We start from the raw sequence: 20,383 nt of genomic DNA, 5'->3' as shown, positions 1-20,383 counted from the left end.
AGACCGGCACGGGCGTAATGAGCCGGCACGACGTTCGTTCCACGATCGCCGCCTGCGCATGGGGGAGCGCGCCACGGGCGACCGCCCGGTTCGCCCCGCTCGGTGCGGGCGCAAAAAAAAGAGCCGCCGTTTCCGGCGGCTTTGAAGTTGATAACAGGGAGGCGTCAAACAGAGTGGACAGGAGCCACTCGGTGTCCAAACGAGGACGGTTCCGGTTGTAAACGCGAAAGCTTAATCAACCGTAAATGGCGAAAATTTTTCAATCTTCGTTAGCTATGTCGGCCACTGGCCGACCGTGTTTCCACGGCCGCGAGGCTCACGACTTGAAGATGCTGGCGGCGGCATCACGCGAGGCGCGCTTTTTCGCCACCGCCTGTTCGATGCGCTCGATCTCGGCGCGGAGCAGCGCCACCCGGCTGGTCAGTTCCTCGACCGACAGCATCGACAGATCCTGCCCGATCTCGTGCGAAACGGCCTTGCGCGGCCGATCGTCGTCCTCGTTGGCCATCTCAACCTCCTCCCGGTTGCCAGCCATGCCCCGGCTGGCTTAAGCACGCGGCAGCATCGCTTTCAGCCCTCGCCGAAGGATTTCTCATGGAACAGCTGCCCGCGCAAATGACCGTGGTCGCCATCAGCCAGCCGGGCGGACCCGAGGTGCTCAAGCCGGAAACCCGGCACCTCCCCAAGCCGGGCCCCGGCGAGATCCTGATCAAGGTGAAGGCCGCCGGCGTTAACCGTCCCGACGTCGCCCAGCGCTCCGGCAGCTACCCGCCGCCGCCCGGCGCCAGTGACCTGCCCGGGCTGGAAGTGGCCGGGGAGGTCGTGGCGCTCGGCGAGGGCGCGGTCCGGCACAAGCTCGGCGACACCGTGATGTCCCTGGTCGCCGGCGGCGGCTATGCGCAATATTGCATCGCACAAGACGCGCAGGCGATGGCGGTCCCCTCCTCACTCTCCATTCTGGAGGCCGGCGCCCTGCCCGAGACCCTGATGACGGTCTGGCACAACGTATTCGAGCGCGGCGGTCTGAAGGCGGGTGAGACCCTGCTGATCCATGGCGGCTCTTCGGGCATCGGCACCATGGCGATCCAGCTCGCCACGGCATTCGGCGCCAAGGTGCTGGTCACCGTCGGCTCGCAGGACAAGGCCGACGCCTGCGTCAAGCTCGGCGCCATCAGAGCTATCAACTACAAGACGGAGGACTTCGTCGCCGTGGTCAAGGAGGCGACTGGCGGCAAGGGTGCCGACGTCATCCTGGACATGGTCGGCGGCGACTACATCGAGCGCAACTACGACGCCGCGGCGATCGATGGCCGTATCGTCCAGATCGCCTTCCTCGCCAGCCCCAAGGCGTCAGTCAATTTCGTCAAGCTGATGGTGAAGCGCCTGACCCATACCGGATCCACGCTGCGCCCGCGCAGCAACGCCGACAAGGCGGCGATGGTGGCGGCGATCGAGGCCAAGGTGATGCCGTTCCTGCGCGAGGGCCGCATCAAGCCGCTGATGGACTCGACCTTTCCCCTCGTGGACGCCGCGAAAGCGCATGCACGCATGGAGACCAGCCAACATATTGGCAAAATTGTGTTGGAAATCTAGGCGCAGTCTAAACAGAGCGTGTTTGGAAACTCTTTGATTCTCCTCGCTTTCGTGCCAATGATCGCGCACATCTGAACCGTGCCTGGAACGGCTCCAATTAGCCCGGCGACGACCTCTTTCGATTTGGCTTGTTTCGCTTTGGATTGGTGTCGAACGCGGAGATTTGACATTGCGTCTGATCAGGTGCCTCGCGTCGTTGGCGGCGCTGGGCCTCGTGATGTGTGGTGCCGTTGCCCCCGCTCAGGCCGTTGACGCCGTCAGCGTTCGCAGCGACGCGCCTGCGATCGACCTCACGGGCATCCTCGATCATCAGCGCAGCGAGAACGACCGCATCCAGGTCTCGACCGCGCCCGGCACCGACGGCATCGTCCGCCGCATCGAGGTGCGGGCCCGCGAGGGCGGCCAGAACTGGATCGTGTTCGCGCTGGCCAACAACACCGACGACCAGCTCGACCGCCTGATCGTGGCACCGCACTACCGCGTGGTCGGCTCCGGCGTGTTGTGGCCCGATCTCGGCCTGTCGCGCATCGCCACCATCACGCCCTCGGTCGGCGACCTGCCGGAGCGGCAGGAGAGCCCGACCGCCGACGTCTTCCGCGTCACCCTCGATCCGGGCTCGGTCGTCACCTTCGTGGCCGAGCTGCGCACTGACAAGCTGCCGCAGCTCTATCTGTGGGAGCCCGAGGCCTACAAGGACAAGGTCAACTCGTTCACGCTGTACCAGGGCATCGTGATCGGCATCTCCGGACTTCTCGCCCTCGTTCTCACGATCCTGTTCGTGGTCAAGGGCAGCATCATGTTTCCGGCGGCCGCGGCGCTGGCCTGGGCGGTGCTGGTCTATATCGGCGTCGATTTCGGCTTCTGGGGCAAGGTCCTGGACATGTCGAACAATGCCGAGCGCGTCTGGCGCGCGGCCGGCGAGGCGATCCTCGCCGCGACCCTGCTGGTGTTCCTGTTCGCCTATCTCAACCTGTCGCGATGGCACGTTCGCTACTCGCACATCACGCTGGGCTGGCTGTTCTTCTTAGGGTCGCTGGTCGCAGTGGCGCTGTTCGACCCGGCGGTGGCCTCGGGCATCGCGCGCATGTCGCTGCTGCTGATCGCCGTGCTCGGCTTTGCGCTGATCGTCTATCTCTCCAGCCACGGCTTCGACCGCGCGGTGCTGCTGATCCCGACCTGGTTCCTGCTCACGGTGTGGGTCGCCGCCGCCGGCATGACGGTCGCGGGCCAGGTCACCAACGACATCGTCGGTCCGGCTTTGCTCGGCGGCCTCGTGCTGATCGTGATGCTGATCGGCTTCACGGTGATGCAGCATGCCTTCGCCGGCGGCGGCGCCACCACCGGCATCGTCTCCGACGTCGAACGCCGCGCGCTGGCGCTGGCCGGCTCCGGCGATTTGATCTGGGACTGGGACGTCTCCGCCGACAAGGTGTTCACCAGCCCGGAGACCGAGAGCCTGCTCGGCCTCAAGCGCGGCACGCTCGAAGGCCCGGCGGCCAAATGGCTCGAGGTGCTGCATCCGCTCGACCAGGACCGCTTCCGCGCCGCGCTCGACAGCGTGCTCGACCAGCGCCGCGGCCGCCTGGTGCAGGACTTCCGATTGCGCACCCCCGACGGCCATTTCATGTGGTTCGCGCTGAAGGCGCGGCCCGTGGTCGGCTCGGACGGCGAGGTCTCGCGCGTGGTCGGCACCTTGACGGACGTGACCGAGTTCAAGAATGCCGAGGAGCGCCTGCTCCACGACAGCGTGCACGACAACCTGACCGGCCTGCCCAACCGCAAGCTGTTCATCGATCGTCTTGCCGCCGTCGCCAATTTCGCCAAGTCGATGCCGGCCATGCGGCCGACCCTGATGGTGATCGATCTCGACCGCTTCAAGCAGGTCAACGACTCCGTCGGCATCGCGGTCGGCGATTCCATCCTGCTGACCCTGGCGCGGCGGCTGTCGCGCATCCTCAAGCCCCAGGACACGCTGGCGCGGCTGGCCGGCGATCAGTTCGGCCTGATCCTCTTGTCGGAGCAGGACCCCGCCCGCATCACCGCGTTCGCCGAGACCATCCGCAAGACCATCCGCGCGCCGATCGCCTTCAACGAGCGCGAGATCTTCCTGACCGCCTCGATCGGGCTCGCACTGTCCGATCCGCAGACGCAGCTGTCGGAGGACATCATCAAGGATGCCGAGCTTGCGATGTATCACTCCAAGCGCATCGGCGGCGACCGCATCGACGTCTACAAGCCGGCGATGCGCGCGCGCAAGAACGACCGCCTGACGCTGGAGAGCGAGCTGCGCCGCTCGATCGAGCGCCAGGAGATCACGATCCTGTACCAGCCGATCGTGCGGCTGGAGGATCGCTCGGTCGCCGGCTTCGAGGCGCTCGCGCGCTGGGATCACCCCAAGCTCGGCCGGATGTCGCCGATCGAGTTCATCACCATCGCGGAAGAAATCGGCCTGATCGTCGATCTCGGCACCTTCGTGCTCGACCAGACCGCGCGGCAGCTCTCGGTGTGGCAGCGCGCGACGCGGCTGCGCGAGCCGATCTTCGCCAGCGTCAACGTCTCCTCGCGCCAGCTGCTCCGCCACGACCTGATCCACGACATCCGCTCGGTGCTGGCGCGCTCGTCGGTGGCACGCGGCTCGCTCAAGATCGAGCTGACGGAATCGCTCGTGATGGAAAACCCCGAGCACGCCGCGCAGATGCTGGCGCGCATCCGCGAGCTCGGCGTCGGCCTGTCGATCGACGATTTCGGCACCGGCCATTCGTCGCTGGCCTATCTGCAGCGCTTCCCGTTCGATACCTTGAAGATCGATCAGTCGTTCGTGCGCACCACGGCGCGCGGCACCCGTCCCGTGATCCTCAAATCGATCATCGCGCTGGCGCACGACCTCGGCATGGACGTGGTGGCCGAAGGCGCGGAGACCGACTCCGATGCCGTCGAGCTCTACCAGCTCGGCTGCGAATACGCCCAGGGCTACGCCTTCGGCGAGCCGATGGATGCCGATGCCGCGATGCGGCTGCTGACCGAAGAGCGGCTGGAAGCGGCGAGCTGAGGGCCGCAATGCATCCGGGGTGGCGACAGCCTCAGGATGTATCTTTCCTTTTGCTTCGTTTGAGGTAGAGTTACCACGGTACCGCGTAAAGGGTGCCGTGTGAGTGATGACCAATGCGTGCTTGCGGGGCAGAAGGCTCGCGACCTGGCCCGTTCGCGACGAGCCTAGTCCGTCTCGAACTGCGACAGCGCCGTGAGCGCGCGGCGATAATTGTCGGCACCGAGCCGGCATGCCACCCGCTTCTCGTGCGCCGCGACCAGGGCATTGGCCTTCTTCAGGATCAGGCGGCCACGCGGCGTCAGGCCGAGCGCATGGGCCCTGCGGTCGTGCGCGGAGCGTTCGCGCACGATCAGGCCGGCCTGCTGCAGGTCGTCGAGCAGCGCGACCATGCGCGCGCGCTCGATGCCCAGCGCGCCGGCGATCGCGATCTGCGCGGCGCCGGGATTGGCGGCGATCGTCTCCAGGATCGAATAGAGGATGACGTCGAGGTCGATCGTTGCGAGCGCAGCGTTGACGTCGCGGAAGATCCAGTGCTGCAGGCGGCGGACGAAATAGCCGAGATGGTTCTCGAGCTCACCGAGACCGATCCCGGACTCCCGGCTGGTTGCGTCTCGCTGCGCTCCGGCGCTCGCGCTCTTGGGCATGCTGGCTCGCTGACATGAAGCATCCCTGCCTAGACCGATGCCGTCGCCAGGGCAAGCCGCCCCAATTGGTCACATCCACAATAATTGCAAAGTACAACCATTCTGTTAGTCTCGCGCTCAACGACTACACCATGGGAGGGAAACGCATGCCGTCAAAGACGACGACGGCTGCCTGCATTGCGACCGCAATGCGGCGGCAGATGGCACCCGATCGCGGCGCCTGCCGCGCGGCATCCTCCCTCCCCGCCTCCTCCCGCATTGCGGCTTCCGCGATCACCTCCCGCAGCCCGGAGACACGCCATGGCTGATGCAGAACGCCGCGCCTCCGAGCCTGCGATGTTCGCCGAGCCGTCGATCGAGGCTGTCAGGCGCGACGACGGCACGATCATCCTGCGCTCGCGCATGCCGCTGCAGCCGGCCGCGCGCTGCACCGGCGAATGGCTGGAGCATTGGGGCCGCCATTTCCCGGATCGCACGTTCCTGGCCGAACGCCGTGGCGACAACTGGACCTGGCTCACCTACGGCGAAACATTGATGCAGGTCCGCGCCGCCGCGGCCTGGATGCTCGCCCAGGGCCTGGGTCCCGAGCGTCCGCTCGCGATCCTCTCCGACAATAGCATCGCCCATGCCGTGCTGGCGCTCGCCGCGCAACATGTCGGTGTCCCCGTCTGCGCGATCTCGCCGGCCTATTCGCTGATGTCGACGGATCACGAGAAGCTGCGTGCGATGATCCGTCTGCTCGATCCAGGCGCCATCTTCGTCGCGCAGCGCGAGCCGTTCGCGCGCGCGCTCGCGGCCGTCGATGGCCTGCATCGGGCAACGATCATCGCCGGCGATGGCGATGGAACGAGCGCGGTGCCGCTGCAGACCCTGCTCGCGACGAAGCCAGGCGCCGAGGTCGACCGCGCCTTCGCCGCGGTCACGCCGGACACGGTGGCCAAGCTGCTGTTCACCTCGGGCTCGACCGGGCAGCCGAAAGCGGTGATCAACACGCACCGGATGCTGACCATGAGCCAGCAGGCCAAGGCGCAGCTATGGACGTTCCTGCGCGAGGTCGAGGGCGGCCCCGTCATCGTCGACTGGCTGCCATGGAGTCACGCCTTCGGCGCCAACCACAATTTCAACCTGGTGCTGAGCCACGGCGGGTCGATCTACATCGACAGCGGCAGGCCGGCGCCCGGCCTGTTCGAGACGTCGCTCGCCAATCTACGCAGCCTGGTGCCGACGATCTATTTCAACGTGCCGCGCGGCTTCGACATGCTGGTCGCGGCACTCAGGTCCGATGACGATCTGCGCCGCAGATTTTTCTCCGGCGTGAGGTGCATCCTCTATGCGGCCGCGGCCCTGCCGCAAAATCTGTGGGATGCGCTCAATGAGATGAGCCGGGCCACGATCGGCCGTCCTGCACCGCTGGTGTCGGCGTGGGGCGCCACTGAGACATCGCCGCTCGCGACCGACTGCCACTTCTTCGCCGAGCGCGCCGGCAACATCGGCGTGCCCATCCCCGGCACAGAGCTCAAGCTGGTGCCGACCGGCGAGAAGCTGGAGGTCCGCGTGCGCGGGCCGAACGTGATGCCCGGCTATTGGAAGGCGCCCGAGATCACGACCGCGGCTTTCGACGAGGAGGGCTTCTACAGGATCGGCGACGCGGTGAAGCTCGCCGATCCCGAGCACCCGGAGCGCGGCCTGTTCTTCGACGGCCGCATCACCGAGGATTTCAAGCTGAGCTCCGGGACATGGGTGAACGTCGGCGCGCTACGCGTCGCCGGCATCGCGGCGCTGGCACCATTGGCGCAGGATATCGTGATCGCCGGCCACGGCACCGACGAGGTGCACTTTCTCGTCGTGCCCAACATCGCAGCCTGCCGCAGCGCTGCTGGGCTGGCCGAGACGGTCCCGGCCAGCGACGTTCTGGCGCATCCGTCGGTGCGCACCGCCATCGCGCGAGGATTGGCCAGGCTTCGCACTGAGGCGGTCGGCTCGTCGCGCTACGCGACCCGTGCGCTGTTGATGGCGGAGCCGCCCTTGCTCGATGCCGGCGAGATCACCGACAAGGGCTATATCAACCAGCGCGCGGTGCTCAGCCGCCGCGCCGATCTGGTCGCACGACTGAAGGATGAAACCGCGACCGAGCTGATCAGGCCCGACATGTCCTGATCCGGAACTACACGACTACTCGACTCACTCACAAAATGTCGCACGTATAATTACGGAAACGCCCCGCGAATACGGCAATTAGCTACCAGTCACACTTAACCGGGCATCAACTGCGAATCCTTAAAATGGCTTGCATCTAGCTCCCTCATTTGTCCGGACCGCCCCATGGCCAAGCCGCGTTTCTCTCTCGCCCTCCGCATCTACGCGATCATCGGCCTGTCATTCTGTGGACTGGTCGGGCTCGCCGCAACGCAGAGCCAGAACCTCGAGACCGCTCTCAAGGATCAGCGGCAGAGCGAGCTGAGCCATCTGGCACAGACGGCAGTCAGCATCGCCCGCGAGGAATATGACGCGATCGCGCGCGACAAGGTGGCGCCCGAGGTCGCGCAGAAGAAGGCGGCCGAGCGGATCGGCAAGCTGCGCTACGGCAGCGGCGACTACTTCTGGATCAACGACATGGGTCCGAAGATGGTCATGCATCCGATCAAGCCGGAGCTGAATGGCCAGAACCTCGCTGACAACAAGGACCCGACCGGCAAGCGGCTGTTCGTCGAAATGGTCGATGTCGTCAAGCGTCAGGGCGCCGGCGTCGTCGACTACATGTGGCCGAAGCCCGGCAAGGATGCGCCGCAGCCGAAGATGTCCTATGTCGCCGGCTTCGAGCCCTGGGGCTGGATCATCGGCACCGGTGTCTATGTCGACGATCTCGAAGCCCAGATGTGGGAGAGCAAGCGCAGCGTGTTCATTGCCGCCATGCTGGTGATGCTGATCATCGGATCGATCACGCTGATCATCGCGCGGCGGATGTCATCGGCGCTGGCCGCGATGAGCGGCGCGCTGACCGAGCTCGGCAACGGAAACTTCGACATCAAGCTGCCGGGTCAGAACCGCAGCGACGAGCTCGGCGACATGGCGCGCTCGATCGAGCAGTTCAGGCAGAAGACCGAAGAGAAGGCGCGGCAGACCGCGATGCTCGAAGACGAGCAGCGCCAGGTCGCCGAACGCATCAAGACCAGGGCGCTGCAGGAGATGGCCGAAGCCGTCGAGCAGGCCGCCAGCAACGCGGTCGGCGAGGTCGCGCAGGGCACCGGCCACATGGCCGACAATGCCAAGTCGATGACCGACAGTGCGCTGACGCTGGAGCGCAACTCGAGCAGCGTTGCGGCGGCGGCCGAGCAGGCTCTCGCCACCACCCAGACGGTCGCCAAGGCGTCCGCCCAGCTCGCCGCCTCGATCTCGCAGATCTCCAGCCAGGTCAGCTCGTCGCGCGAGCTCACGCGCAAGGCCGTCGCCGCCTCGTCCGACGCCCAGGCCACCATCGCGAAGCTGTCGGAGGCCGCCGACAAGGTCGGCGCCGTGACCAGTCTGATCAGCGAGATCGCCGGCCAGACCAATCTGCTGGCGCTGAACGCCACCATCGAGGCCGCCCGGGCCGGCGATGCCGGCCGTGGCTTTGCGGTCGTCGCCTCCGAGGTCAAATCGCTCGCCGAGCAGACCGCCAAGGCGACCAGCGAGATCGCGCAGCAGATTGCCGAGATTCAGGACTCGACGCGCGCCTCGGTGACCTCGATCGGGGCGATCGGCGAAGTCATCCGCAACGTCGAAGCTGTATCCTCCGGCATTGCCGATGCGATCCAGGCGCAGAACGGTGTGACCATCGAGATTTCGCGCACAGTCGAAGAGACGTCCGCCGCCGCGCGCGAGGTCGCGAGCCAGATCGCCGAGGTCTCGCGCGAGGCCAGCGAGGCCGGCCGGCGCTCGACCGACATCCGCGACGGCTCGACTGTTGTCGCCGACAAGGTGCAGCGGCTGCGCACCGAGCTGGTGCGGGTGATCCGGACCTCGACAGCCGACGTCGACCGCCGGCTGTCGACGCGGCTCAACATCAATCGCCCGGGCACGCTGCAGGTGAACGGCGAAGCGATCCCCGTCACCGTGCGCAACCTCTCGCTCGGCGGCGCCCTGCTCGAAGCCGTTCCGGTTCGTCTGACGATGAACACGTCGGTGACGCTTGCCATCACCGGCATGGTGTCCGATCTGCCGGGGACCGTGACCCGCGTCGGCGACCGCACCGCGCTGGTGCAGTTCGCACTGAACCCGGAGCAATCGGCGCGGCTGACGGCGCTGGTCTCGGACCGTCAGGCGGCGTAGCGCGCCGACCTCCGCCTCAACGGAAATGGCAGGCGACGAGATGCCCCTCGGCGCTCGCCTTCAATGGCGGCACTTCCTTGCTGCAGACGTCCTTGGCGATCGGGCAGCGGGTGTGAAAGTGACAGCCCGATGGTGGATTGATCGGGCTCGGCACCTCGCCCTTGAGCCGCACGCGCTTGCGCTTGATGCTCGGGTCCGGGATCGGCACTGCCGACAACAGCGCTTCCGTGTAGGGATGTTTCGGCGCCGAATAGAGCTGGCGTGACGGCGCGGTCTCGACGATGCGGCCGAGATACATCACCGCGACGCGGCGGCTGATGTGCTCGACGACCGAGAGGTCGTGCGCGACGAACAGATAGGCGATGCCGAACTTCTGCTGCAGGTCCTCGAGCAGGTTGATGACCTGGGCCTGGATCGAAACGTCGAGCGCCGACACCGGCTCGTCGCAGATGATCAGCTTGGGCTCGACCGCGATCGCACGCGCAATGCCGATACGCTGTCGCTGGCCGCCAGAGAACTCGTGCGGATAGCGCGTCATGTGGTCGGCCTGCAGGCCGACGGTCTCCAAGAGATGAACGATGCGCGCCTCGTATTGCTGGCGTGAAGTCGCCAGCCCGTGGATCGTCAGCGCCTCGCCGATGATGGCGCCGATGGTCATGCGCGGGTTGAGCGAGGCATAGGGGTCCTGGAAGATGATCTGGATGTCGCGGCGGAGCGCGCGCAGGCCTTCGCCGGACAGCGCGATGACGTCCTTGCCTTCGAAATTCAGCTCGCCCGAGCTTGGCTCGATCAGCCTGAGCACGCAGCGCCCGGTGGTCGACTTGCCGCAGCCGGACTCGCCGACGAGGCCGAAGGTCTCGCTCGGCTCGATGTCGAAGTTGACGCCGTCCACCGCGCGCACGCTGCCGATCTGGCGCTTCAAGAGCCCACCCCGGATCGGGAACGCCTTGGTCAGGTTGCGTACGCTGAGCAGCGGCGCGGGTGCGGCGGGCGTGGCAATGGCAGCTTCGGTCATCACAGTAACGTCTCTTCGGCGCGGATGCACGCCACCTTGTGGCCGGGCTCGATCTCGCGCAGCAGAGGCTGCGCGGTCCTGCAATCGGGAATGGCGAAGCGGCAGCGCGAGGCGAAGCGGCAGCCCTCCGGCGGATTGACCAGCTTCGGCACGCTGCCGGGAATGCTCTCCAGCCGGCTCTTCCTGACCGCGTCGAGATCGATGCGCGGGATCGAGCGGATCAGGCCCTGCGTGTAGGGATGGCGCGGATTGGCGAACAGACGATCGACCGGCGCCTCCTCGGCCACCCGGCCCGCATACATCACCACGACGCGCTGGGCGACCTCGGCGACGACGCCCATCGCGTGGGTGATCAGCATGATCGACATGCCGAGCCGCTCCTTCATGTCGAGCAGCAGATCGAGGATCTGCGCCTGGATCGTGACGTCGAGCGCGGTGGTCGGCTCGTCGGCGATCAGGAGCTTCGGGTTGCACGACAGCGCCATCGCGATCATCACCCGCTGGCGCATGCCGCCGGAGAAGTGATGCGGATAATCGTGCACGCGGGCTTTCGGATTGGGGATCTGCACCAGCGCCAGCATCTCCGCCGCCCGATCCATCGCCGCCTTCTTGGACAGGCCCTGATGCAGCCGGATCACCTCCGCGATCTGATCGCCGACGGTGTAGACCGGGTTGAGCGAGGTCATCGGCTCCTGGAACACGATCGCGATCTCGCTGGCGCGGATCTTGTTCATCTCGGACGAGCCGAGCGACACCAGGTCACGACCCTGCCACAGGATCTGGCCCCCGGCGATGCGGCCGGGCGGCATCGCGATCAGCTTCAGCACCGACATCGCGGTGACGGTCTTGCCGGAGCCGGACTCGCCGACCACGCACAGGGTCTCGCCGCTGCCGATCGAGATGTCGACGCCGTCGACGGCCTGGACCTCGCCCTCGTCGGTGTTGAAATAGGTCTTCAGCCCCTTGATCTCGAGCAGCGGAGCCACGCGCGCGTCCATCACATCACCTTCCGCGGATCGAGCGCATCGCGCAGGCCATCGCCGATGAAGTTGATCGCGATGACCGTGAGGAAGATCGCGCCGCCGGCGAACAGCGCCCAATGCGGCGCGATGTCGAGATAGTCCTTGGCGTCGAACAGCAGCCGGCCCCAGGTCGGAATGTCCGGCGGGAAGCCGAGACCGAGGAACGACAACGTCGATTCCGCGATGATCGCCGCCGCGACGTCGATGGTGCCGGCGACGATCACGGGTCCCAGCGCGTTCGGCAGGATGTGGCGGACGACGAGACGGGCGTTGGAGGCGCCGAGCGCGCGCGCGGCCTCGACGAACTCCTTCTCGCGCAGCGACAGGAACTGGGCGCGCACCAGACGCGCCACCGGCATCCAGCGGAAGCCGCCGATCACGAGCACGATCAGGACGAAGGTGCCGCCCTCCGGCCCGACGAGGCCCTTCAGCAGGTCGCGGAACAGATAGATCACGAGCAGCAGCAACGGCAGCTGCGGCAGCGACAGGAACAGGTCGGTCAGCCACATCAGCGCGGCATCGACCGGCCCCTTGGAGTTGCCGGCAATGGCGCCGATGACGACGCCGACGAACAGGCCGACCGCCATCGCCGCAAAGCCGACCGCGAGCGAGATGCGGCCGCCATAGATCATGCGGGCGAGAAGATCCTGGCCGAGATCATCGGTGCCGAACGGATGGTCCCAGGACGGCGCCGCGAGCCGCGCGGTGAAATCGATCTCGTTGATCGGCACGCGCCAGATCCACGGGCCAACGACGATCGCGAGCGCCAGCAGCGCCAGCACGACGATGCTGACAGCCGCGAGGCGATGGCGCAGGAAGCGCCTGACCGCATCTCGTCCGGGCGAGAAGCGGCGTTTCGTCGAAGCCGGCGCGAGCGCCGTCTCAACGGAAGGAGATGCGTGGGTCAAGCCAGCCATACAGGATATCGGCGATAAGGTTGAATAGGACGACGAGGCAGGCGAACACGAAGGTCACCGCCATGATGACGGGCGTATCGTTCGCGAGGATCGCGCTGATCAGGAGCGAGCCGATGCCGGGAATGCGGAATATCTGCTCGGTGACGATAGCGCCGCCGAACACAGTCGGCATCTGCAGCGCCACCAGCGTCACCACCGGAATCAGCGCGTTGCGCACCACGTGCTTGACAATGACCTTGCTCTCGTCGAGCCCCTTGGAGCGCGCCGTCGTGACGTAATCGAGCTTGATGACGTCGAGCACGGCCGAACGCACGTAGCGCGTATACGACGCGGCCTGGTAGAGGCCGAGCACGGTAACCGGCATCACCGCCTGCTTGAAGTTTTCCCACCACCACATCCACCCCGTGGCCTGGATGTCGGCACGATAGACGAATGGCAGCCAGCCGAGATTGACGCTGAAGATCAGGATCAGCAGCAGCCCGGTAAAGAAGGTCGGCAGCGAGAAGCCGATGAAGGCGAAGGTGTTGGCGATCTGGTCGAAGATCGAATAGGGCCGGCGTGCTGCAAGCACGCCGACCGGAATCGCCACGATCAGCGCGAGGAGCTGAGCGGTTCCGACCACGTAGAGCGTAGCCGGAATGCGCTGCAGGATCAGTGTGTCGACGTTGACGCGGCTGGCGAAGGAGAAGCCCCAGTCGCCATGCATCATCGCAATCAGCCAGTGGAAGTAGCGCACCATGATCGGGTCATCCATGCCGAACTTGACGCGCAGCGCCTCGCGGACCTCCGGGGGAATGTTCGGGTTGCTCGCGAGCTCGCCGAACGGATCGCCCGGTGCGAGCGCCAGCAGCACGAACAGGATGACGCTGATGCCGAGCAGGCTCGGCACCGCGACGATGAGGCGCCTGAGGAGGTAGTTTCCCATCGCTCAGCCTCTCAGATGTCTAATCATGCTGGTGGCGCAATCAGGTCTCGCGATACCAGTTGGCGATCTGCCAGAGATCGTTGTCCCAACCGCTCTTGTTGGCGACCATCCCGTTCTTCAACCCGATGCAGTTGCGGCGATTGATCTCGGGCAGGATGTAATTGTCCTGAACGACGAGATCGTTGAGCTTGACGAACAGCGCCGCGCGCTTGACCGGGTCGAGCTCGCTCGAGGCCTGCTTGTAGGTCTCGTCATATTCCTTGTTCTGCCAGCGCGAGACATTGCGGCCCTGCCACTTGTTCTCCTTGTTCGAGACCTCCCACGAGGTGAACTGGTTCATGAAGAACTGCGGATCCGCCTGCGGCATGGTGGTCTGGTACATCTCCATGTCGCAGTAGAAATGGGTGTAGGTGTCGGGATTGGCCGCGTCGGAGGAGAAGAACACCGACGCGACGACCGATTTCAGCTCGACCTCGATGCCCGCCTTCTGAAAAGCCTGCTTGATGATCGCCTGGTTCTTCTGGCGCGGCGCGTTGATCGACGTCTGGAATACCAGCTTGATCGGCTTGCCATCCTTTTCGCGAATGCCGGACGAGTTCTTCTTCCAGCCCGCCTCCTCCAGGATCTGATTGGCCTTGTCGATGTTGAACTCGAACTTGTTGTTCGGCGAGCGGAAGCGCTCGGGATTGTTGAGGAAGTTGGGCGTCGCGACGCCAGCGCGCCCGTAGATGAACTTCTGCACCGAGGCGCGATCGATCAACAGGTTGATCGCCTTGCGCACGGCCGGATCGGAGAACACCGGATGCTTGGTCTTGATGCTCGCGCGCTCGCCGTCGACCTCGGTCCAGGGATCGGTGACGTTGAGCGCGATATATTCAATGTGACCGGTCACCGTGAGCTGCGCCTTGCCCTGGCCGCCGGCCTCCAGCTTGGTCAGGATCTCGTCCTCGACCTGGAGATTGTAGGCGTAGTCGTATTCACCGGTCTGCAGCACCGCGCGTGCCGCCGACACCGCGTCGCCGCCGCCCTTGACCTCGACCGTGTCGAAATAGGGCCGGTTTTCCTGATGATAATCGGGGTTGCGCTTGGCGGAGATGGAATCGCCGGGCTTGAAATCGACGTAGACGTACGGGCCGGTGCCCACCGGCTTCAGATTTGCCGGCGCCTCACGCGACTTGCCGCCGATATAGTCGGCGAACAGATGCTTCGGAATCACCGGACCGTAGGCTGCGACGAAGGCATCCGCCCAGAACGGCGTCGGCTGCTTGAAATTCAGCTTCACCGTGTAGTCGTCGATCTTGTCGATCGACTTGATGCCGCGATAGCTGCCGACGGACACGGCGGCGGTATCGGGATTGACCGAATATTCCCAGTTGAAGATGACGTCGTCGGCGGTGAACGGCTTGCCGTCATGCCATTTCACGCCCTGCTTCAGCTTCCAGGTGACGGAGAGACCGTCGGCGCCGAGCAGGCCGTTCTCCTTGCTCGGAATCTCGGCCGCGAGAATCGGCACGAGATTGCCGTCGGCGTCCCAGCCGGCGAGCGGCTCGTAGAACAGCCGGCAGGCCTCCTGATCCTTGGTGCCGTTGGCGAAGTGCGGGTTGAGCAAAGTCGGCGCCTGCCAGAACAGCAGCTTGAGCGGGCCGCCGCCGCCGGCCTTGGGCGGCTTGTATGCGATCGGCTCGGCGGCCATCGCAACGCCGGAATGGGCGAGCATCGCGCCGGCCATTGGTGCGGTCAGCCCCACGGCGATCATTCGCTGCACAAATTCGCGCCGTGACAGGCGTCCCGCTTTGACATCAGCGATCTGGCTACGGAGGTCACGCTCGTTCATTCATCGACTCCAAAGTGGTGCTGAATGCCAAAAAACGCGTCCCCGTCATGCATCGATCAGGAACTGCACAAAATTGGATCAGCCTTCGAAGCGACTGTCAAAGCAGAATCCGGGCCAATTCCGCAATAAAGAATGGATCGATTGTCGCACTTCGCAGATGCGGGAAGAATGACTGCCAGAGCATCCCGGAAAATGGAACTACGTCGCAAGCGACGGTCGCCCCGCACCGGGATGGTCTGCTGCGGCATCAACGCCGCGATCAGCGCTCAGCTCTCGCGATACCAGTTGGGCAGCTGCCAGAGGTCGTTGTCCCACCCCGAGGAATGGGTTTGCAGACCCTTGCGGATGCCGCTGACGCGCGGACGATTGAGCTCCGGCAGCACGTGACGACCGGCGCAGACCGTGTCGTTGAGCTTGATGTAGAGCGCCGCACGCTTCACCGGATCGAGCTCGCGCGTGAGCTCGTTGTAGAGATCGTCATACTCCTTGCTCTGCCAGCGCGAGATGTTGCGACCCTGCCATTTGTTGGCCTTGCTCGCCACTTCCCACGACACGTACTGAGTCATGAAGGCCTGCGGCTCGGGCGACGACATCGTGATCATCAGCATTTCCATGTCGCAATAGAAGTGCGTGTAGGTGTCGGGATTGGCGACGTCGCTGGAGAAGAACACCGAACCCACCACCGACTTCAGCTCGAGCTCGATGCCCGCCTTCTGGCAGGCCTGTTTGACGATCGCCTGGTTCTTTTGCCGCGGCCCGTTGGTGGAGGTCTGGAAGACGAGCTTCAGCGGCTTGCCGTCCTTCTCCCGAATCCCGCTCGTCCCCTTCTTCCAGCCGGCGTTCTCCAGGATCTCGTTCGCCTTGTCGATGTTGAACTCGAAGCGCGTGTTGGGCGAGCGATAGCGCGCGGGATTGTTGACGCAGTTCGCCGTGGCGATGCCGCCGCGGCCATAGACGAATTTCTGGATCGATGCGCGATCGATCAGGAGGTTGATGGCCTCGCGCACCGCCGGGTCCGAGAACAGCGGGTGCTTGGTCTTGAGGCTCGACCGCTCGCCGTCGACCTCGACATTGGGATCGGTGGCATTGAGCAGGATGAATTCGAGATTGCCGGTCGGCACGATCTCGGCGACCCCGGTCCCGCCGGTCTCCAGCTTGACGAGGATCTCGTCCTCGACCTGCAGATTCCAGGCGTAGTCATATTCGCCGGTCTGCAGCACGGCGCGTGCCGCCGATACCGCGTCGCCGCCGCCCTTGATCTCGAGCGTGTCGAAATGCGGCCGGTTCGGAACGTGGTAGTCGGGATTGAGCCTGCCGGTCAGGATGTCGCCCGGCTTGAAGTCGACGAACAGATAGGCACCGGTTCCGACCGGCTTGAGATTGTTCGGCGCCTCGCGCGACTTGGCGCCGATGTAGTCGCTGAACAGATGCTTCGGAATAATGGCACCCCGGCCGCCGACGAACGGCGTGAACCATTGCGGCGTCGGCCGGCTGAACACGAGGCGAACGGTGTGGTCGTCAAACTTCTCGATCGTCTTGAGGTCCCTGTAGTCGCCGATGGTGACTGCGGACGTCTCGGTATTGGTGGCATATTGCCAGTTGAAAATCACATCGTCCGCAGTGAACGGCTGGCCGTCGTGCCACTTCACGCCCTGCTTGAGCTTCCAGATGACCCAGGTGCCGTCGGCCGCGACGGTGCCGTTGGCCACGCTGGGAATCTCGCTCGCCAGCACCGGGACGAGATTGCCGTCGGCGTCCCAGCCGGCCAGCGGCTCGTAGAAGGCGCGCGCGGATTCCTGGTCCTTGGAGCCGATGGCAAAATGCGGATTGAGCAGGGTTGGCGCCTGCCAGAACAGGAGCTTCAGCGCGCCGCCGCCACCCGCCTTGGTCGGCTTGTAGGGGAATTCCTGCGCCGCCATTGCCACTCCCGAATGCGCCAGCATCATGCCGGCCAGCGGCGCCGTCAGTCCGGCCGCCAGCATCCGCTGCACGAAGTCACGGCGCGATAGCCGCCCGTCCTTGACCGCGGCGATCTCGTGGCGCAGGTCCTGCTCGTTCATGTCCGTCTCTCCAGATCCTCGGTCACAATGCGGGCTCGATCGCGCTCTGAAAGCTCAACCACACTGCAGCACCGCCCGGAAAGCAGGATGTAGGCCAATTGCGCGGACACTGATGCAGCTCAGCGCTCCGGCTTCAGCTTGCGGAAGCGGACGCCCTTGCCATCGGGCAGCCGGGTCGCGACATAGCCTGCCGCCAGGCAGGCCTCGCGCTGCGGCATCTTCTCCTGCGGACTCCGCAGGCTGTCCCACCACGAGGCGCGCTGCGCGGCGCGCGGCAGGCCGTCGCCGATCAGCTCCTCGATCTCCTCGAGGCTGAGCACCAGTTCGGGGCGGGTCTGCCGCTTGAGATAGTCTCGAAGCGCATCATAGTCCGGCAAGTCTCGACTCCCTCGTACAAGCGCGTGTGCGGCCGCCTTGACGACAGGCGCAGCGAACGCAACCGCTCGTTAACCTAACATGCGTTACTTCGGCCTGATCCGTCAGTCTACGGACGGGGTTTCACGGGGACGGGACGAGCCGATGCGCTGGACACGCCGAACGGGCCGGGCGACGCAGCCTTGGCGGCTCTCGGCGCGCACGCTGATCACCTGCTCCATCTCGACCATCATCGGTTTCTCCGCCATCTGCGCCAGCGTCATGATCGACCTGCGCCGGAGCGAGGAGGTCCGCGCCCGGCAGGCGCTGGAGAACATGGCCGCCAGCATCGGCGCCGACATCAGCCGCAACGTCGAGCTCTACGATCTCTCGCTGCGGGCCGTGGCCAGCAACATGTTGCTGCCCGAAATCAACGAGGTCAGCAAGCCGGTCCGCCAATTGATCCTGTTCGACCGTTCGTCCACCGCGAAGAATTTCGGCACCATCCAGGTGTTCGATGCCCGCGGACGGCTGTCGCTCGAATCGTCGACGCTCGACCCGCTGCCGGAGGACCGCAGCGACGCCGATTTCTTCCAGGTGCATCGCGACGGGCCCGACACCGGGCTCTATGTCGGGCGGCCCGCCCAGCATCATGGCCAATATTCCATCGTTCTCAGTCGCCGCATCTCGACGCCGGACGGACGCTTCGCCGGCGTCGTCGCCGGCTCGATCCGCCTCGGCTATTTCCGCGACCTGTTCGCGCGGCTCACGCTCGGAACGGGCGACAACATCACCGTGCTCCGGCGCGACGGCACCGTCATCGTCGGCGCGCCGTTCGATCCTGCCGCGATCGGACGCAACCTGGCGCGGGCGCCGGCCGTGACCCGCGCGCTCACCGAGCCGGCCGGCTGGTCGAGCAGCCATGGCGCGCTCGACGATCTGCCGCGGCTCCTGGTCTGGCGCAACGCCAATGAGCCGCTGGTCGTGATCGCCAGCAAGTCGTGGGACAGCGTCTATGCCTACTGGCGCCATGAGGCTGCGGAGATCGGGGCGATGATGCTGGCGCTGATCGTGTTCGTCCTGGCCGCGACGCAGGTCGCCGCGCGCGAGATCCAGCTCCGGGCGAAGGTCGAATCCAGACTGGAGCAGCTCGCGACCACGGATCCGCTGACGGGTCTGAAGAATCGGCGCAAGTTCGACGAGACCATCGAGCTCGAATGGCGGCGGGCGCAGCGCGCCGGCGCGCCGCTGGGGCTCTTGATGATCGATGCCGATCACTTCAAGAGCTACAACGACACCCACGGGCACCAGGCCGGCGACCAGGTGCTGGTCGGCATTGCCGTGTGCATTTCCGATTCGGTGCGGCGCGCCGGCGATTGCGCCGCGCGCTATGGCGGCGAGGAGTTCGCGGTGCTGCTGCCGGGGACCTCGGAAGCGGATGCGCTGCGCGTCGCGGAGACGATCCGCAGCAAGGTCAAGCTGTGGGCGGGAGAGGCGTGCACCACCTCGATCAGCATCGGTGCCGCCAGTGTCACGCCGTCGCGCGACACGGATTGGACCGGCCTGCTCAATGCCGCCGACCGCGCCCTCTACATGGCCAAGGCCGCAGGCCGCAACCGCTGCGCCAGCGCAGCGGTGCATAACCCGTCACCCGCGGCCTCGCTGGCGGCGTGATGCCACCAACTGTCTCGAAGGCGCGGCATTTCTCGTCGGCTTGGCCTCAGCCCTTGCCGTCGAGATAGCGCTTCATGTCCTCGCGCAGGCCATCGCGCAGGTCGGGCCGCGCCATGGCGAAGGCGATGTTGGCCTTCAGGAAGCCGGACTTCGAGCCGCAATCGTGCCGCTCGCCGTCGAAATCCACGCCGTAGAATTTCTGCGTCTTGGACAACCCGATCATCGCGTCGGTGAGCTGGATCTCGCCGCCGGCGCCGCGCTCCTGCGTCGCCAGGATCTTGAAGATCTCCGGCTGCAGGATGTAGCGGCCGGTGATCGAGAAGTTCGACGGCGCGGTGCCCTTGGCCGGCTTCTCGACCATGCCGTCGACCTCGAAGATCTTGCCGTCACGCTTGCCGACGCCGCAGATGCCGTATTGATGGGTCTGGTCGGCCGGCACCTCCTGCACCGCGAGCACATTGCTCTTCTCGGGCAGCTTGTTCGCGGCGGCGATCATCTGCGCCAGGCACCCCGGCGCGTTCAGCACCAGTTCGTCCGGCAGCACCACCGCGAACGGCTCGTCGCCGACGATGTCGCGCGCGCACCACACGGCATGGCCGAGCCCGAGCGGGGCCTGCTGGCGGGTGAAGCTGACGGCGCCAGCCTCCGGCTGGTCGCGCGCTAGGATTTCCATCTCGGTCTTCTTGCCGCGCGCCGCGAGCGTCGCGTCGAGCTCGTACATGCGGTCGAAATGATCCTCGATCGCGGTCTTGTTTCGCCCGGTCACGAACACGAAATGCTCGATGCCCGCCTCCTTGGCTTCATCGAAGACGTATTGGATGAGCGGCTTGTCGACGATCGTCAGCATTTCCTTCGGCATCGCCTTGGTGGCGGGAAGGACGCGGGTGCCGAGACCGGCGACCGGAAAAACGGCTTTGCGGATCTTCATGGGGATGACTAGACCTTGTGGCGATATGAATGCGAAATCGATCGCATTTTAGGTAGCTCG

Annotated in this window: 15 protein-coding genes; 5 read left to right on the top strand and 10 right to left on the bottom strand. The window is 65.5% G+C overall.

Annotated features, from left to right (window positions below):
• Window positions 1–316: 316 nt before the first annotated feature.
• The gene (locus ACQR1H_RS10420; RefSeq protein WP_315713892.1) at window positions 317–508 is read right to left on the bottom strand and encodes a DUF1192 domain-containing protein; all 192 of its coding nucleotides are present in this window, start codon (window positions 506–508) and stop codon (window positions 317–319) included.
• Between the two features lie 86 nt (window positions 509–594).
• On the opposite strand from ACQR1H_RS10420, the gene ACQR1H_RS10415 reads away from it, so the two are divergent.
• Together ACQR1H_RS10415 and ACQR1H_RS10410 are read left to right on the top strand one after the other, a co-directional pair.
• Entirely contained in the window at window positions 595–1,593 is a 999-nt protein-coding gene (locus tag ACQR1H_RS10415) for an NAD(P)H-quinone oxidoreductase (RefSeq protein ID WP_316216497.1), read from the top strand.
• Between the two features lie 169 nt (window positions 1,594–1,762).
• Window positions 1,763–4,642 carry an EAL domain-containing protein gene (locus ACQR1H_RS10410; RefSeq protein ID WP_434873351.1) on the top strand — a complete coding sequence of 960 codons (2,880 nt, stop codon included), beginning with the start codon at window positions 1,763–1,765 and terminating at the stop codon, window positions 4,640–4,642.
• A gap of 164 nt (window positions 4,643–4,806) precedes the next feature.
• Here ACQR1H_RS10410 and ACQR1H_RS10405 read toward each other — a convergent pair whose 3' ends face one another.
• A complete protein-coding gene (locus ACQR1H_RS10405; protein WP_434907509.1) occupies window positions 4,807–5,286 on the bottom strand; it encodes a MarR family winged helix-turn-helix transcriptional regulator in 480 nt (159 codons plus the stop codon).
• 300 nt (window positions 5,287–5,586) lie between these two features.
• Between ACQR1H_RS10405 and ACQR1H_RS10400 the strand changes: the two genes are divergently transcribed.
• Window positions 5,587–7,443 (top strand): feruloyl-CoA synthase, encoded by a 1,857-nt coding sequence (locus ACQR1H_RS10400; RefSeq protein WP_434907508.1) that lies wholly within the window; start codon window positions 5,587–5,589, stop codon window positions 7,441–7,443.
• Window positions 7,444–7,608: 165 nt separating this feature from the next.
• The gene (locus tag ACQR1H_RS10395; RefSeq protein WP_315804762.1) at window positions 7,609–9,594 is read left to right on the top strand and encodes a cache domain-containing protein; all 1,986 of its coding nucleotides are present in this window, start codon (window positions 7,609–7,611) and stop codon (window positions 9,592–9,594) included.
• 16 nt (window positions 9,595–9,610) lie between these two features.
• Here ACQR1H_RS10395 and ACQR1H_RS10390 read toward each other — a convergent pair whose 3' ends face one another.
• The 7 genes from ACQR1H_RS10390 to ACQR1H_RS10360 all read right to left on the bottom strand — a co-directional run bounded on the left by ACQR1H_RS10390 (window position 9,611) and on the right by ACQR1H_RS10360 (window position 17,744).
• The gene (locus ACQR1H_RS10390) at window positions 9,611–10,609 is read right to left on the bottom strand and encodes an ABC transporter ATP-binding protein (protein ID WP_434848571.1); all 999 of its coding nucleotides are present in this window, start codon (window positions 10,607–10,609) and stop codon (window positions 9,611–9,613) included.
• The gene (locus tag ACQR1H_RS10385; RefSeq protein ID WP_315804760.1) at window positions 10,609–11,607 is read right to left on the bottom strand and encodes an ABC transporter ATP-binding protein; all 999 of its coding nucleotides are present in this window, start codon (window positions 11,605–11,607) and stop codon (window positions 10,609–10,611) included. Before ACQR1H_RS10385 ends, ACQR1H_RS10390 begins: the two co-directional genes overlap by 1 nt.
• Window positions 11,607–12,548, bottom strand: a complete 942-nt coding sequence (locus tag ACQR1H_RS10380; RefSeq protein ID WP_434846218.1) for an ABC transporter permease — start codon at window positions 12,546–12,548, stop codon at window positions 11,607–11,609. The genes ACQR1H_RS10385 and ACQR1H_RS10380 overlap by 1 nt, the downstream gene beginning before the upstream one ends.
• Window positions 12,514–13,473, bottom strand: coding sequence for an ABC transporter permease (locus tag ACQR1H_RS10375; protein ID WP_316177308.1), 960 nt, complete (start codon window positions 13,471–13,473; stop codon window positions 12,514–12,516). Before ACQR1H_RS10375 ends, ACQR1H_RS10380 begins: the two co-directional genes overlap by 35 nt.
• Before the next feature lie 40 nt (window positions 13,474–13,513).
• Entirely contained in the window at window positions 13,514–15,307 is a 1,794-nt protein-coding gene (locus ACQR1H_RS10370) for a peptide ABC transporter substrate-binding protein (RefSeq protein WP_434838595.1), read from the bottom strand.
• A gap of 266 nt (window positions 15,308–15,573) precedes the next feature.
• Window positions 15,574–17,367 (bottom strand): peptide ABC transporter substrate-binding protein, encoded by a 1,794-nt coding sequence (locus ACQR1H_RS10365; RefSeq protein ID WP_434838594.1) that lies wholly within the window; start codon window positions 17,365–17,367, stop codon window positions 15,574–15,576.
• 119 nt (window positions 17,368–17,486) lie between these two features.
• Complete coding sequence (locus tag ACQR1H_RS10360) at window positions 17,487–17,744, bottom strand: DUF7662 domain-containing protein (protein ID WP_316177305.1); 258 nt, start codon at window positions 17,742–17,744, stop codon at window positions 17,487–17,489.
• Between the two features lie 142 nt (window positions 17,745–17,886).
• Here ACQR1H_RS10360 and ACQR1H_RS10355 point away from each other — a divergent pair, with 142 nt between their 5' ends.
• A complete protein-coding gene (locus ACQR1H_RS10355; RefSeq protein WP_434886762.1) occupies window positions 17,887–19,395 on the top strand; it encodes a sensor domain-containing diguanylate cyclase in 1,509 nt (502 codons plus the stop codon).
• 46 nt (window positions 19,396–19,441) lie between these two features.
• On the opposite strand, the gene galU is transcribed toward ACQR1H_RS10355, so the two are convergent.
• On the bottom strand, window positions 19,442–20,323 hold the full coding sequence (gene galU / locus ACQR1H_RS10350) for a UTP--glucose-1-phosphate uridylyltransferase GalU (protein WP_315804753.1): 882 nt from the start codon (window positions 20,321–20,323) through the stop codon (window positions 19,442–19,444).
• Window positions 20,324–20,383 lie beyond the last annotated feature (60 nt).

The organism is Bradyrhizobium sp. HKCCYLRH2015 (genome assembly GCF_051168215.1).
Classification (GTDB): domain Bacteria; phylum Pseudomonadota; class Alphaproteobacteria; order Rhizobiales; family Xanthobacteraceae; genus Bradyrhizobium.
Note: the sequence above shows the minus strand (reverse complement) of the source record. Positions and strands in the feature narration are given on the sequence as shown.